Annotated in this window: 22 protein-coding genes; 4 read left to right on the top strand and 18 right to left on the bottom strand. The window is 35.5% G+C overall.

Translation table 11 applies throughout. From position 1 onward, the window contains the following. Positions 1-260: 260 nt before the first annotated feature. The 3 genes from Q3Y49_RS16660 to Q3Y49_RS16650 all read right to left on the bottom strand — a co-directional run bounded on the left by Q3Y49_RS16660 (position 261) and on the right by Q3Y49_RS16650 (position 1,500). Positions 261-773 (bottom strand): J domain-containing protein, encoded by a 513-nt coding sequence (locus tag Q3Y49_RS16660; RefSeq protein ID WP_303269741.1) that lies wholly within the window; start codon positions 771-773, stop codon positions 261-263. A 242-nt stretch (positions 774-1,015) separates the two neighbouring features. After that, complete coding sequence (locus Q3Y49_RS16655; protein ID WP_303269740.1) at positions 1,016-1,321, bottom strand: type II toxin-antitoxin system RelE/ParE family toxin; 306 nt, start codon at positions 1,319-1,321, stop codon at positions 1,016-1,018. Continuing rightward, entirely contained in the window at positions 1,309-1,500 is a 192-nt protein-coding gene (locus tag Q3Y49_RS16650; RefSeq protein WP_303269739.1) for a hypothetical protein, read from the bottom strand. The genes Q3Y49_RS16655 and Q3Y49_RS16650 overlap by 13 nt, the downstream gene beginning before the upstream one ends. A 162-nt stretch (positions 1,501-1,662) precedes the next feature. Here Q3Y49_RS16650 and Q3Y49_RS16645 point away from each other — a divergent pair, with 162 nt between their 5' ends. Further along, on the top strand, positions 1,663-1,806 hold the full coding sequence (locus Q3Y49_RS16645) for a hypothetical protein (protein ID WP_303269738.1): 144 nt from the start codon (positions 1,663-1,665) through the stop codon (positions 1,804-1,806). Here Q3Y49_RS16645 and Q3Y49_RS16640 read toward each other — a convergent pair. Further along, entirely contained in the window at positions 1,801-2,361 is a 561-nt protein-coding gene (locus Q3Y49_RS16640; RefSeq protein WP_303269737.1) for an HXXEE domain-containing protein, read from the bottom strand. The two genes, Q3Y49_RS16645 and Q3Y49_RS16640, sit on opposite strands and share 6 nt — an antisense overlap. 240 nt (positions 2,362-2,601) lie before the next feature. On the opposite strand from Q3Y49_RS16640, the gene Q3Y49_RS16635 reads away from it, so the two are divergent. Both Q3Y49_RS16635 and Q3Y49_RS16630 read left to right on the top strand, forming a co-directional pair. After that, positions 2,602-3,354 carry an IS110 family transposase gene (locus tag Q3Y49_RS16635; RefSeq protein ID WP_303269736.1) on the top strand — a complete coding sequence of 251 codons (753 nt, stop codon included), beginning with the start codon at positions 2,602-2,604 and terminating at the stop codon, positions 3,352-3,354. Beyond that, complete coding sequence (locus Q3Y49_RS16630; protein ID WP_367892481.1) at positions 3,333-3,668, top strand: transposase; 336 nt, start codon at positions 3,333-3,335, stop codon at positions 3,666-3,668. Before Q3Y49_RS16635 ends, Q3Y49_RS16630 begins: the two co-directional genes overlap by 22 nt. A 381-nt stretch (positions 3,669-4,049) precedes the next feature. Here Q3Y49_RS16630 and Q3Y49_RS16625 read toward each other — a convergent pair whose 3' ends face one another. From Q3Y49_RS16625 to Q3Y49_RS16615, 3 genes are all read right to left on the bottom strand, one after another. Beyond that, positions 4,050-4,349 (bottom strand): type II toxin-antitoxin system RelE/ParE family toxin, encoded by a 300-nt coding sequence (locus Q3Y49_RS16625; protein WP_303269734.1) that lies wholly within the window; start codon positions 4,347-4,349, stop codon positions 4,050-4,052. Continuing rightward, positions 4,342-4,593, bottom strand: a complete 252-nt coding sequence (locus tag Q3Y49_RS16620) for a type II toxin-antitoxin system ParD family antitoxin (protein WP_303269733.1) — start codon at positions 4,591-4,593, stop codon at positions 4,342-4,344. Before Q3Y49_RS16620 ends, Q3Y49_RS16625 begins: the two co-directional genes overlap by 8 nt. A 167-nt stretch (positions 4,594-4,760) precedes the next feature. Next, positions 4,761-5,777, bottom strand: coding sequence for an IS110 family RNA-guided transposase (locus Q3Y49_RS16615; RefSeq protein WP_303269731.1), 1,017 nt, complete (start codon positions 5,775-5,777; stop codon positions 4,761-4,763). Between the two features lie 355 nt (positions 5,778-6,132). Between Q3Y49_RS16615 and Q3Y49_RS16610 the strand changes: the two genes are divergently transcribed. After that, on the top strand, positions 6,133-7,200 hold the full coding sequence (locus Q3Y49_RS16610; RefSeq protein WP_303269729.1) for an IS110 family RNA-guided transposase: 1,068 nt from the start codon (positions 6,133-6,135) through the stop codon (positions 7,198-7,200). Between the two features lie 389 nt (positions 7,201-7,589). Here the strand turns inward: Q3Y49_RS16610 and Q3Y49_RS16605 are convergent, their stop codons facing one another. The 11 genes from Q3Y49_RS16605 to Q3Y49_RS16555 all read right to left on the bottom strand — a co-directional run bounded on the left by Q3Y49_RS16605 (position 7,590) and on the right by Q3Y49_RS16555 (position 13,819). After that, positions 7,590-7,925, bottom strand: coding sequence for a hypothetical protein (locus tag Q3Y49_RS16605; RefSeq protein ID WP_303269727.1), 336 nt, complete (start codon positions 7,923-7,925; stop codon positions 7,590-7,592). Continuing rightward, positions 7,907-8,206: a hypothetical protein gene (locus Q3Y49_RS16600; RefSeq protein ID WP_303269724.1), complete on the bottom strand. Its 300-nt coding sequence runs from the start codon at positions 8,204-8,206 to the stop codon at positions 7,907-7,909. The genes Q3Y49_RS16605 and Q3Y49_RS16600 overlap by 19 nt, the downstream gene beginning before the upstream one ends. A 214-nt stretch (positions 8,207-8,420) precedes the next feature. Further along, positions 8,421-9,299: an SH3 domain-containing protein gene (locus Q3Y49_RS16595; protein ID WP_303269723.1), complete on the bottom strand. Its 879-nt coding sequence runs from the start codon at positions 9,297-9,299 to the stop codon at positions 8,421-8,423. A 270-nt stretch (positions 9,300-9,569) separates the two neighbouring features. Next, a complete protein-coding gene (locus Q3Y49_RS16590) occupies positions 9,570-9,872 on the bottom strand; it encodes a type II toxin-antitoxin system RelE/ParE family toxin (RefSeq protein WP_303269721.1) in 303 nt (100 codons plus the stop codon). Next, positions 9,872-10,093, bottom strand: a complete 222-nt coding sequence (locus Q3Y49_RS16585; RefSeq protein WP_303269720.1) for a hypothetical protein — start codon at positions 10,091-10,093, stop codon at positions 9,872-9,874. Before Q3Y49_RS16585 ends, Q3Y49_RS16590 begins: the two co-directional genes overlap by 1 nt. 362 nt (positions 10,094-10,455) lie before the next feature. Beyond that, positions 10,456-10,893 (bottom strand): hypothetical protein, encoded by a 438-nt coding sequence (locus Q3Y49_RS16580; RefSeq protein ID WP_303269718.1) that lies wholly within the window; start codon positions 10,891-10,893, stop codon positions 10,456-10,458. Between the two features lie 237 nt (positions 10,894-11,130). Next, positions 11,131-11,700 carry a hypothetical protein gene (locus Q3Y49_RS16575; protein WP_303269717.1) on the bottom strand — a complete coding sequence of 190 codons (570 nt, stop codon included), beginning with the start codon at positions 11,698-11,700 and terminating at the stop codon, positions 11,131-11,133. Between the two features lie 333 nt (positions 11,701-12,033). Then, entirely contained in the window at positions 12,034-12,546 is a 513-nt protein-coding gene (locus Q3Y49_RS16570; RefSeq protein WP_303269716.1) for a hypothetical protein, read from the bottom strand. A 68-nt stretch (positions 12,547-12,614) separates the two neighbouring features. Continuing rightward, positions 12,615-13,040, bottom strand: coding sequence for a hypothetical protein (locus Q3Y49_RS16565; RefSeq protein ID WP_303269715.1), 426 nt, complete (start codon positions 13,038-13,040; stop codon positions 12,615-12,617). A gap of 34 nt (positions 13,041-13,074) precedes the next feature. Continuing rightward, on the bottom strand, positions 13,075-13,290 hold the full coding sequence (locus Q3Y49_RS16560; protein ID WP_303269713.1) for a hypothetical protein: 216 nt from the start codon (positions 13,288-13,290) through the stop codon (positions 13,075-13,077). Continuing rightward, positions 13,277-13,819 carry a hypothetical protein gene (locus tag Q3Y49_RS16555; RefSeq protein WP_303269711.1) on the bottom strand — a complete coding sequence of 181 codons (543 nt, stop codon included), beginning with the start codon at positions 13,817-13,819 and terminating at the stop codon, positions 13,277-13,279. Before Q3Y49_RS16555 ends, Q3Y49_RS16560 begins: the two co-directional genes overlap by 14 nt. Positions 13,820-14,001 lie beyond the last annotated feature (182 nt).

The following is a 14,001-nucleotide window of genomic DNA, read 5'->3' as shown; positions in this document are numbered from 1 at the left end:
TATAAAATCCTTAAATTAATAAAGAAAAAGAAGTAGTTTGAGTATCATGCGCTAAGCAGGTATTAAGACCTATCGTGCGATTTGGCAAACTGATACACTTCATTAATTGCAAAAGTTTAGAATTATTAAGCACTGTACTTGCCCAAAACAATATCTTTGATTGCCTGCTATGAAAAGTAAGCATAAATTACGGGCTATTTAGCAAACAAGTGCCTACAAGATGGTGAGCAAATGGGGTTTATATCTTGTTAGCGGATTATTTAATAATCTATTCTGTTGATTTTTAAGATTGCCAGATACAAACCGAAAGAAGCTAATCCCAACCCCACTAAACTATATGTAAAGCGAAAATCAATGATTCCAGAAATTACGGTCCATAAGCCAAGAATTATACAAATAAATGCCGCATATAAAAGTCGATCTGAACCAAGAAGGATTTCAAGTATAATGATAAAAAGAAATTCACGGTTAAATTTCTGAAAGTTTGCCGCATAAGCTTTTCCATGTTCAGAAATAGAAACAAGATCAAGCTCTGGTTCAGCCATATTTCGGTCTACTTCCTTTCTACGCTGTTTGTAAAATTGATCGTATTTTGCTCTTTTCTTCTGGTCAGACAAAACAGAATATGCTTCGTAAATATCTAAAAATTGTTGCTTAGAGTCCCGCTTTGTTTTGTCTGGATGAGTCAATAAAGCTTTTTTTCTAAATGACTTTTTAACATCTATCTCAGAAGCATTTTTATTTAATTGTAAAATCTTGTAGTAGTCTTTCATGGTAAGCAGAATTACCGCTATCGCCTGCCTAAAATGCGTTTGCTAAACTTAGCAGACGAGACACTAAAGTTACGAAGCCAAACCATAACCACAATTATTGACAGAGAAAAAAGGAAAAACTAAGCTGATTGCTTGTCTTAAATCTAAAGGAAATATCAAGTTTGGCTTTGTCGAGAATTCCCTACTTACTTTGCTAGAAGCAAGAAGCAAATGCATTTTTAGCAAATGTTAGCTTTTCGGATTTATATTCCCTTTAGTTTATTTGGGTTTCTTGAGGTATGAAAAACTCTTGATATGATAGCTTTATCTTTACTTGTCCTGTAGATTATTTTATAGCTCCAAACGACAAGGAATCTGTACTCTGATTTTTTATGTGCTAAAAGAGGTTCAATAGGTCCAATATTCGGTGAGTTCTCTAATAATTCAGTTGTCTGTAAAATCTTATTCAGGACTGTTTCAGCAAATGTAAGTCCTTGTTCTTCTCGAATGTACTTGATAGCTCTTTCTAATTGTCCGAATGCTTTTTTAGTCCAGATTACCTTAACCATTCCCTAGACATAGTTTGAACATCCTTCTGACTTAGAGTTTCGCCATTTTTCTCTTGCTGTTCAGATTCATCGATATCTGAAAGTAGGGAGAGCTGTTCATAGACATCTTCAAGTGTTGACTCTGGAGTCAATTTTTCCGCTATTTGTATAAGGTATTTTTTAAGAGCTACTTGTTTCATATTTTGAAGTTAACAAACTCGTAGTAAAAATAAATCCTTCGACTACAATTTTTGTAAAGAACTGCTTCTGAAAGGTAACGTTTGAATAAACGGTCGTTTTAATGCCGTTTATTTTTTGTTGTGTGTCGTTTTCTTTCTTTTCTTCTGCTTATCAAGAGAAATATGATTATAGATGTAACTACTAGTCCTACAGCAATAATGTTGGAAAGTATTCCTGCATCTGAATTGATATCCGTATGGGCGAAAACAGGTATTGGTATTGTGAGTATTCCGGACAGAAGCACTAGAGCTGATTTTCTCTTATGATTCATCTCTTAATCTTTTAGTTTCTTTAAGTGTCACAATCAACCCATACCATGCAGGAATTAATGGTAATGCTGCTGTTGCTACTCCTGCTGTATATCTCCATTCCCCATATAAAATGAACGGAAAAATAAAATGAGTTAGTTCGGCAATTGTCATAGCTACGAAGAAAAAAGCTAAAAAGTAATATCCTAAAGCCCATTTTTTAATAATGAATATTGCTCCAGTTATCCACATTACAGGTGCGAAAAACGCAGCAAATGTTAGTAATCCTTGTTGTGAAACTTCTTGACCACTAAGTTCAGAGGCAACAATTTCAAAACCGAAAATGTATTCCTCATAAACATGAATAATAAAAAATATGGCAGTCAACAAGTAAGCGATAATCACTTTAGATGTGTCAAAACGATATTTATATCCTGTTTTTAGGTATAAAAGAAAACCTCCTGCACTTGCTCCTCCAATGACGAGAGGACCTATTTTGCCAAAAAAGATATAAGTACAGAGACTTAATAGAATGATAAATAGTCCTGGGATAATTATGTCTAAGTTTTTCATGTTCTTTTTTATGGCACACAACGCCACTGTATAAATTCGTGGCTGATTAAAAGTAAAAAAAATTTGCGTAAACTACCGAGGCAATCCGCAGGATTGACGGGCTATCTACAAAGAGCTGAAGCAACAATAACCAACTAACAGCCATGATTTATAGCCCCTATGTAAAAACATAAGTCCTTAACAGCTAACTTATTAAATTAGGGTTTGCAACATAAACTTAATAGAAAGGAGCAAGGACTTATGAAGACTAAAGTTAACGATTTTTCAGGAATGAATATTTATGCAGGCATAGATGTTCATAAAAAGAGCTGGTCGGTCACTATTTTGGTAGATGAACAGGAACATAGAACATTTAATCAACCGCCAAGTGCAGAAGTGCTATTTAAGAATTTGAACAAAAACTTTCCGGGTGCAACCTATTATAGTGCCTATGAAGCTGGTTTCTGTGGGTATGGACATCATCGCCAATTAGTGGAATTAGGTATTGACAATGTAGTTATCCACCCAGCGGATGTACCTACCACTGATAAAGACAAAGCAGGAAAGACGGACAAGGTGGACAGTAGGAAAATAGCCAAAGGACTTAGAAGCGGGGATTTACGGGGCATTCATGTGTTTAATGAGGCTGACCAGGATCTAAGAAGCTTTGCCAGAATGAGGCATAATATGCAGAAGGATTTACGGAAAGCAAAGCAACGAATTAAAGTTTTTCTGAACTATAACACTATCAGCGTGCCGGCACATCTTGATGATGATAATTGGAGCAAAGCCTATGAGGCATGGCTTGAAGATGAGGTTACATTCTCCACTGAAAATGCACGAACTGCTTTCGGGTTTATGCTATCCAACTATCATTACCAAAAACAGCAAGTCAGGCAGATAAGCAAAGAGCTTAGAGCATACTTCCGCAAATACCATAAACAAGATTATTTTCTGTTAAGAACTATACCGGGAATAGGGCCCTCTCGGCTATTGCCATCATTAGCGAGTTAGGTGATATTAATAGGTTTCCTAACATCAACAAATTAAGCAGCTATGTGGGCTTGCTCCCCCTTACCAGTAGCAGTGGAGAAACAGAAAGAGTGGGAGGAATGAGCTATCGCTGCAATAATTACCTGCGTACTATCTTAGTAGAAGCTTCATGGCAGGCTATAAGAAAAGACCCGGCCATGTTGTTGTATTATAAAAAGCATGCAGCAAAGGGAAATGGCAAGCGAGCTATAGTGAAGGTGGCGGCAAAGCTGCTCAACAGGATCAGATATGTTTTAAAAAATAAAGAAGAATATGTATTAGGAGTGATGGAATAAGTAATCAAATTTTAAAACCTTTATAAGGCAATTAATGAAAGAGGTGATCGCAAAACATTCGTTGCAATGCCGAATTCCAGCATTTGCATTTTTAGCATGCGACCCTCTTTACATAAGGCATTACAGGGAAATACGAAAAAGCAGTGCTTTTATCGCAAATAGCAGCATGGCCTTATAATTTCATAAATAGAGAGCAAAACCGTTGACAGTGGATAAGTTGGCATCCCACGGGCCCTGCCCAAAACTTACCCACAATCAACAGTTTCAACAATGGCAGTAGTGATTTGAAATAAATATCGTAAATTTATAGAGCAAACCCGGCTTTTAGAGTTGGCTGAATCTCTTATGGCTTTTCATAGCAGCTTATGTTGTGGGTATTTTTTAGTCCTTTAGTCTGCTTGCTATGTCCATTCGTCCATGAAGAATTCTTATAATTTGGATCCTTTTGGAATCAAACACTCTATAAAATATTATGTGTTTATTGGCTTTAATTCCTAAAAGTCCATCTTTAACTTGAGGATATTGTTTTCCTAGGGTTGGTTTATTTGCAACATCATTACACCTTGAAAGAAGCATTTGGTAATAATCATCGGCTTGATCCTCTGACCAAGTTTCATAAGTGTAATCCCAAATTCTGTTGAGGTCTTGAACAGCTTTTTTAGTTAATTGGAATTTAACCATTGGCTTTTTTGCTTGCCTTTAATTCCTGCAAATTCTTAACTGGGTCAAAATCGTGTGCTATTCCGCTATCAAGTCCTTCTTGGATAGCTTGTTTTAAAGCGATAGTTTTACTTTCCTCAGTTTCTAGGAGTCTAAGTCCAGCCCTAATAACTTCACTGACATTTTTATAGCGTCCTTCTGAAACTTGTCCATGTACAAATTGGTCGAAATAATTACCGAGAGAAATAGATGTGTTTTTGCTCATAACTAAGATGTTTACACAAAAATACCAAAAATTGGTAAATACTGCAAATTACCCACAACGCCACTGTATAAATTCGTGGCTGATTAAAAGTATAAAAATTTGCGTTAAGTACCGAGGCAATCCGCAGGATTGGCTTATTAAATTAATTTTCACCAATAAGTCAATCCTTATCTTATGGATGAAGCAAGAGAGTTTAGATAATTTTTGTCATATTTTTGATTGTTGCGAATAACTGCAAATAATCGATGAATGAGTTTAGACCGAATCGCATTTAAAACTAGCATTTTGTTTTTGCCTTCTTCCACTTTTCTATTGTAATAATCTCTTAATTCGCCATCAACTTGAACGGCTGAAAGGGCAGCCATATGAAAGACTCGCTTCAGTTTTTTATTAGCACGTTGAGAAACTCTTGCTTTGGATTTTAAACTGCTGCCCGACATAAATTGAAAAGGAGCTACACCAGCGTGACAAGCGAACTTTCTTGGATCTGAAAAGTCTTTAAATCCTCTAGTAGCTACAATAGTTTGTATTGCTGCTTGTGTTCCTATACCAGTTATTGAGGTAGATAGATTAAACTGATGTTTTAGATTATCATCACCACTTATAAGTTGATCAATCTGATTCTGTATTGATTTAAGCTGCAAGACAAGCGTTTTAAAATTCGCCTTATATCGTTTGACCTTGTTTTTGTAGAAAGAGTCAGGAACATGTCCTTTTTGATCTTTGATTTGAGCAGTGTATTTGGTTTTGTCTGTTAAGATTAAATCTCTTTCATTTAATAGAAATTTGAGTTCTTCAATAACTTCATCATCTCTATTATATAATTTCACCAAGTCTTTAAATCGGGAAGCATATATGGCTATTTTTTCAGAATCGATTTTATCATTTTTATTTCTGGAGATACCCGAGCGGTGTTTGATCTGAGCAGCATTTTCAATCCACAGATCAATAGCCATAGCTTTACAAGCTTCCACTAAAGAGAAAATATAAAGTCCGGTAAACTCTGCACAGACCAAGCAATTTTCAATATCAAAGCCATTTTTTTTAAGTGAATTTAAATGTCCAATAATACTTTTAGAGCTGTTGGTGCAAACTGAGTGATTGAGTTCACCATCTGTGTTTAAAGTAGTGATGTCAATTTTAGCTTTGCTGATATCAATACCAATAAAATTAGAGTAATTCATAGATTTATTTTTAAGGATGAAAAATAAAAGGATTAAGTACACTCCTAATGACCTTAATAGTCGAGACTAATATCTTATTGAGGTTTTGAGTACTTAAAAAAATAGAATAGTACCTATAAGGATTCTAGCTTTTATCTAGCGGATTGACTGGTTTACTATTCTACCTCCTTTCTTATTATAATACAATATCGTAAATCTAAGGTGCGGATTGACGGGCTATCTACAAAGAGCAAAAGTCAGAATAACTTGCGAACAGCCATGATTTATAGCCCCTATGTAAAAACATAAGTCCTTAACAGCTAACTTCTTAAATTAGGGTTTGCAACATAAACTTAATAGAAAGGAGCAAGGACTTATGAAGACTAAAGTTAACGATTTTTCAGGAATGAATATCTATGCAGGCATAGATGTTCATAAAAAGAGCTGGTCGGTCACTATTTTGGTAGATGAACAGGAACATAGAACATTTAATCAACCGCCAAGTGCAGAAGTGCTATTTAAGAATTTGAACAAAAACTTTCCGGGTGCAACCTATTATAGTGCCTATGAAGCTGGTTTCTGTGGGTATGGACATCATCGCCAATTAGTGGAATTAGGTATTGACAATGTAGTTATCCACCCAGCGGATGTACCTACCACTGATAAAGACAAAGCAGGAAAGACGGACAAGGTGGACAGTAGGAAAATAGCCAAAGGACTTAGAAGCGGGGATTTACGGGGCATTCATGTGTTTAATGAGGCTGACCAGGATCTAAGAAGCTTTGCCAGAATGAGGCATAATATGCAGAAGGATTTACGGAAAGCAAAGCAACGAATTAAAGTTTTTCTGAACTATAACACTATCAGCGTGCCGGCACATCTTGATGATGATAATTGGAGCAAAGCCTATGAGGCATGGCTTGAAGATGAGGTTACATTCTCCACTGAAAATGCACGAACTGCTTTCGGGTTTATGCTATCCAACTATCATTACCAAAAACAGCAAGTCAGGCAGATAAGCAAAGAGCTTAGAGCATACTTCCGCAAATACCATAAACAAGATTATTTTCTGTTAAGAACTATACCGGGAATAGGGCCACTCTCGGCTATTGCCATCATTAGCGAGTTAGGTGATATTAATAGGTTTCCTAACATCAACAAATTAAGCAGCTATGTGGGCTTGCTCCCCCTTACCAGTAGCAGTGGAGAAACAGAAAGAGTGGGAGGAATGAGCTATCGCTGCAATAATTACCTGCGTACTATCTTAGTAGAAGCTTCATGGCAGGCTATAAGAAAAGACCCGGCCATGTTGTTGTATTATAAAAAGCATGCAGCAAAGGGAAATGGCAAGCGAGCTATAGTGAAGGTGGCGGCAAAGCTGCTCAACAGGATCAGATATGTTTTAAAAAATAAAGAAGAATATGTATTAGGAGTGATGGAATAAGTAATCAAATTTTAAAACCTTTATAAGGCAATTAATGAAAGAGGTGATCGCAAAACATTCGTTGCAATGCCGAATTCCAGCATTTGCATTTTTAGCATGCGACCCTCTTTACATAAGGCATTACAGGGAAATACGAAAAAGCAGTGCTTTTATCGCAAATAGCAGCATGGCCTTATAATTTCATAAATAGAGAGCAAAACCGTTGACAGTGGATAAGTTGGCATCCCACGGGCCCTGTCCATAACTTACCCACAATCAACAGTTTCAACAATGGCAGTAGTGATTTGAAATAAATATCGTAAATTTATAGAGCAAACCCGGCTTTTAGAGTTGGCTGAATCTCTTATGGCTTTTCATAGCACAGAATGTTGGCGTGTCGTTTTTTCTTTTCACCATTGCTTTTTGATACTTTTTAATGAATCGTTATTAAAGATGAGCAGAATGCGTTCAAGTCCGATTGTGTCTGTTTCAAAATCCATGTATTCATAGAGCCTGTGTTCTTTAAGCACCATTTTAACCTCCTGCTTACTTTGGTCAGTTTGCTCTATTATTTGAATTACAGATTCCAAGTCAGCTTCGGTATCTGAATATCCTTCTTTCATGTATGTTAGTGTCACTGCCTGGTCAATAACTGAATAGAACCCAATAGCTGCTGTTACAATTAAAAGGAGAAGGCAAATCCAAAAACCTATTTTCCATTTATTTCTCATCCTTCTTCTGTCCATTTTTTTGTTTCAGACCTGTAGATTTTCGATTCTCCAAGACTGAGTCCGTACCAAACCATATAAGTCGTATCACTTGTTATTTGATAAAATGAGAGGTGCATTTGAGTATCGTCCAATCCTATTTCAGTCACATCTTTTGGTAGTCGTCCATTATTCTGTTTGAACTTCTCAACTTTCTCAATTATTAGTTCAGCATGTTCTTGTCGTTCACAGAGAATGTCGCAACAAGAAGTTGTCACAAATAATAAAGCAATGGTCAATATTTGAAGAAGCAGTTTCATTTTCTTGTATGCACGCCAACGCCACTGTATAAATTCGTGGCTGATTAAAAGTATAAAAATTTGCGTTAACTACCGAGGCAATCCGCAGGATTGGCTTATTAAATTAATTTTCAACTATAAGGCCATCCAGCGGATTGCCGGGCTTTCTACAAAGAGCTGAAAGAACAATAACCTACTAAAAGCCATGATTTATACAGGATGTTATCGATTTCTTTTATTCCATTAACTGTTTAAGTTCTTCATATTCAAGACCTAAATAATCGTAATGTTTAAGAATGCATTCTTCTCCGATCGGAAATTTACCATCGAGTTTAGCGGTTGATTTAAGGTAACCTGTAATGGTTCTTGCATTATAATTCTTATCCTCTAGGTTCTCAAGTATTGGATACAATTCGTCTTTTGTCCAACCATAATCATTTAAAAGTGAAGTGCTATCAATTGAGAATTCAATTTCTGTATTCAGTATTTTGTTTTGTTCTTCATTTATAGTGTATGTAGTCTTGTACCACATTTCGCATTCTATTTCAGAGAGTTTAGAACCATCTGCATTCAAATTATATTGAATTATAGTTGTTTGATTTGGATATTCAAACTTCATCCACGGAGATAGATAACATAAGTGATTATTAATTATTCGTCCGTTCTCCATGAACTTTAAATCAATTACCCGTCCTTGTTCATCTATGGTTTCAATAAAATAATATTGCGGTAAATTTGAAGTTCCAATATCTCGTTTTGATGTTCGGAAACTTGAAGCAGTTCGATCAAACTCATGATATATTCTTTTCAAACCGATATTCGAATTACCATCCGAATGGTATATAGGCTGAATTCTTGATTTGTGAACATATCCCTCAACAGTCTTATTCCTGCTAATCTTTTTTACAACCTTCCACCAGCTACTATTGGCAGCCGGATAGTAAAGAAACCGTTCGCCAGTCACAAACCTCGCAATAATTTCAGTATCTGAACTTTGTCCTTCTCTGATGTTGGTATAACCGTCTGGATCATTTATGTAACCTACTTCTTGAGCAGTTGCGGGAAGGCAAAGTAGAAAACATCCAAGTATTAGGGATTGAAAAAATATCTTCATTGGCATTGTGTAGATTATCGATAACGCTAATATAAAACCCGTTTGCTTTACTTGGCTATGAAATACTGAAAGTAGTAATTTATGCTTTCTCCACAAACTGATACACTTCATTAATTGCAAAAGCTATGAATAATTAAGTACCATACTTTTCCCGCGCAATATCTTTGGTTGCTAGCTATGGAAAGCAAGCACAAATTACGGGCTATTTAGCAGAAAAGTGGCAACAAGGTGGTGAGCAAATGGGTTTTTATACAATGTTGTAAATCGTTTCTATTTGGTGTCCTTCTTTAGCCTTTTAGGATTCATTCTGGTATCAAAAAAGGTAACAATTTTTATTGATTTGCTATCATATTTATAGTACATGGTAGTCTGCTTCGATATTACAAATCTGTGAAGGCCTTTTACCGAATCAGATTTAGGTGCACTATCTGGGTATTTTGAGATTTGAGCAAATGCGGTGTCGAGCTTGCCAATAAAAGCCTTTTTCACCTTCAGAGACCATTCCAATTCAAGATATTCAAGCAGTTTTTCTAACTTGTCAGATGCTCGTTTCGAGAGTAATATTTCTCTCATTACCGGTGTCTTGCTATAAAGTCATCGTAGTTAACCACTTCTCCCTTTTCAAGCTCTTCTATTCCCTTTAGAATATCTTCTTTCTCATTCTCCTGGAGAGTTGTCCAAAAGTCTGAATTGGGTTGTTTTACAAATAGATTCTTAATTGATTCAAGAATAGTTGGATTATCTGTTTCAAGAATCATTTTCATTATCCTGAGTTTTTCGGCTTGAATGTTCATGCTCTTTCCTTTTGTACAAAGATAATAAAATAAACGCAGTCGTAAATGAACAGTTTTAATGGATTGATTTTAATAGTACCAATTGATGATTTAGAACCGAATGATTTACAACGCCTGTATAAAACCCGTTTGTTATACTGGTCTATGAAATACTGAAAGTAGTAATTTATGCTTTCTCCACAAACTGAAGCACTTCATTATTTGCAAAAGCTTAGAATAACCAGGCGCTTTACCTGTCAATCAAAGCAATATCTTTGGTTGCCAGCTATGAAAAGCAAGCATAAATTACAGGCAATTTAGCACTCGATTTCCTACAAGGTGCTGAGCAAATGGGTTTTATATGATGTTGTGGAGTCGTCTGTTTAATTCCCATTTACTTGAAGTTCTACTTTATTATTACTCAAGTTTACATATCCTCTGAAATAGCAAATGCCTCCATCATCTGGAATTATTAGCTTCCTATTGAAGTAGTCTATACTGTCTGGGAACTCCATCAGTTCACACAAGCAATTAATCATGAGTACTTTATGGTCATCATCGTAGTAACCGAAGTATTGTTTGTAAACAGAGTCTACAATTTCAGGCGAACCTTTAAAAAAATAATCTGAACTATTAATCTCCTTCTTAAACAGAATTAAACCTTTTGAGATGTCTTCTTTTGTGGGAATAAAGGTTTTGTAATTTTTTGAGTAATAGTCATGCTCATGTATTATCACGGAATACTTGTCCACATATGTAGAATTCTTGTTGTTACAAGCAAAAACTAAAAACAGAAATATAGTTGCTGAAATTTTTCTCATCTCTTTCATTATGCGCCACAACGCCATGCTAAAATGCGTTTGCCACAATTAGCTGACGGAGTACCAAAGTAGCAAAGCCAAACCGTAACTACAATTACAAAGCAGTAAAAGGAGATAAACACTTTGTCTGAATTCTCTTTTTAAAGGAAGATAAGTGATTGGCTTTGTGGAGAATTATATGCTCAACTTGCTAGAAGCAGTAAGCAAATGCATTTTTAGGTAATGTTAGAGCCTTTTTTAGTCAGGAGAATATGTCAAGTAAGGTAGAAGAACTTCCACTGCCAGTATTCGCTTGACAATTGGGTTGTTGAATTCTTCATCACTGTAATTAACAATTGCTCCATTCGCCACTAGAACAGGTCCTATTCCCCCAGTTTCCACTATAGTTTCTACATATCCGGAAATCAATTCGTCACATTCCGTTAAGGTTGATAGCGCTTTGATAAAGTTACTGTTCCATTTGTTCGAAATATATTTCTTAGTTGAGAGGCTATCCGTTTTATAGTATTCATACTTGAAAATCATAGTGTCCAATCCACTAACAGCGTTCACAAGCTCTTCTCTCTTGACAATTTTTGAGAAGAATTCTTGATCCTTCCCAGATGCAAGAGGTTTTAGGAAATTCCTACATTTATCTGGGAAACTTGAACCGTCTGATTTCATCACAATACGCTCGAATTCATGGGTCAACTCGTCAAGAGGCTCAGAATACTTAGAGCCAAGCTCGCTGTTCAGTTTTTCTAAACAATCCTCGTTAGGAGGAGAGCATGCAGACATTATGATAATTAGTAGAAAATATCGAATCATGGTATTGGCTCTAACGCCTACATAAAACCTGTTTGCCGATGTAAGCTATGAAAAGCTAAACTAAGCAATTTATGCGGTTTCCACCAAGGCAATCTGCTAGATTAAAGTGATGCTGTCCACCTACAGCCAGTCCAGTGGGTCGGTAAAGTCCAGTCCGCCCGATGATGGCAAAAACTTGAGTTGATTGCTTCATTGTTAGGCCTGCCCGCCGAAGGAGGGTCCGCCAGTTGATGAAGTTGCCACAAAGTGAAAGCATAAATTGCTGGCTTTTACTGCTGACTTTGCTACAAGGTGGTGAGCAAATTGGTTTTATGTGTTGTTATGAGCTTCTAATTAATCACTGTAACCAGTATACTTAATTTTAACAATTTTTCCATTCTTAAAGTATAATTCAAAGTATTCAGGGATCTCAATAGTTTCTAATCTGATGTAGTTAGGGATTTCGGTTAGTTTGTATTTTTCTAGTGCATCTCGAACCTGTTCTTTAGTTGATCCTACATGAAATCCATGTTTGGTTTGCAGGCCTTTATTTAAGAATAGGGCTGAAGTAATATAATTCTCACTTGGATTTTTGTAGACCTCAAAATAGCTAGCATCTATTTTTAATGTGAAAACAGTATCAATTTGATCATCTACATGTCGATTTTGATAAGTTTGTGACTCTGTAATAGGGTTATACATCTTTAGCAATGTATCTAGTGGGTTACTCCTCAGATTAAATGGGAAATTGTTTATGTCCCAATCTCTAATTATCAAGCTATCTTCTGCTGTTTCTATCTGGTAATCCTGTCCCAAAATATTGAAAGTGATAATTAGAGATAGTAATATGATAGATGTTGTTTTCATGGCTATTGCTCATAACGTTGAGTGTAAAATGCGTTTTAATGCATTTTTACACAGTGTTAGCATCTTTTTTATTGTTCATTTTTATTTATTATCTGATCCAACTGATTCTCAAGTTCGATATATCTTCGCAATTTCGTCTCAATTAGTTCGTATAGTCTGGGTTCTTTCTCTCTCCACATTTCATGACCAACTGCATAATCATAAAATTTTCCGTTAGTAAGTGAGTTTCTGCTTCCGAATTCCTTCAAGTATTTGTTCTTCAATGGTTTTTTGGAAGTATTTTGGATTTTATCAATCCTTACAAGTAAATTGTTTATGTATTGATTAAACAAATTATAAGCTTGTGTTTGATGCAATATCTGGTCTTCGTCAGTTGAATAGTTAAGAGATGAAAGTGGTTTACTTTTTAATGATTTTTCAAAATGCTTAATCTCTTCTCTATAGTCCAGAGTGACTGACCTAAATTCATTTAGAATGGAGCTGTATTTATCCATAAATTCCCTCACCATTTATTTTTATAACTAACTTTCAAAGTGCTTCCATTTCATTTGCCAGCTTTTCAGCTTTTCTTGCAGAATACAGATAAGCTATTCCTCTCAATTCTCCAGAGAGTTCCTTCGAAAGTTCTACTATTTCATTCGTTGTCCCACTTTTATCTATTTCAGAGATTAAGATTTCATAAGCAGAAATATACATCCCGTCTGAGATTCTTCTTCGATATTCCTTTATTCTATCTTGTATCATTAACTCTTATTTCATCGTCAAAATAGTCTAGAAGTTCGACATTATAGATTTGCTTTGCATAAGCACACAATTCCATGATTCTGTTGTCATATTCCTCAATCTTCTTCTTTAAATGTTCAGTATTATTTTCGAATACCTTTGAATATTTTTCAACAGCTAAATCAATTGCCCTTTGAATATCATTTATTCTATAGTACTTAATGAATTCAAGTCGAATGTTGTTTCTATTAAAATATCGTTCAAACTCTTTAAAGTGATCTAGGTTAGTCCATAACCCGCAAAATACATTTAGTTTTTCCGATTCATTAAGAGAAGTATAAAATGGAGCCCAAAGATCTTTAGGTATTAATTCGCCATTTTCGATACAATTATTGATAGTATTGGCGAGTTGAGAATTTCTGGTCAAGAATTCTTTTCTTAGTCTTTCGCCACTTATTAGATTTAAACCATCCACGGATTGTAGTTCTTCCGCTATTGAAGGAAAAACAACTGATGAAATATCGTATCGATGAATGATTCCAGTTCTCATTATTGATGCTAACGCCACTGTATAAATTCGTGGCTGATTAAAAGTATAAAAATTTGCGTTAACTACCGAGGCAATCCGCAGGATTGGCTTATTAAATTAATTTTTCACCAATAAGGCAATCCTGCGGATTGCCGGGCTTTCTATAAAGAGCTGAAGGAACAATAACCTGCTGAACAGCCATG

It is taken from the genome of Marivirga harenae (assembly GCF_030534335.1).
GTDB lineage: Bacteria > Bacteroidota > Bacteroidia > Cytophagales > Cyclobacteriaceae > Marivirga > Marivirga harenae.
The sequence above is the reverse complement of the archived record's forward strand: the minus strand, read 5'-3'. Positions and strand labels throughout refer to the sequence as shown.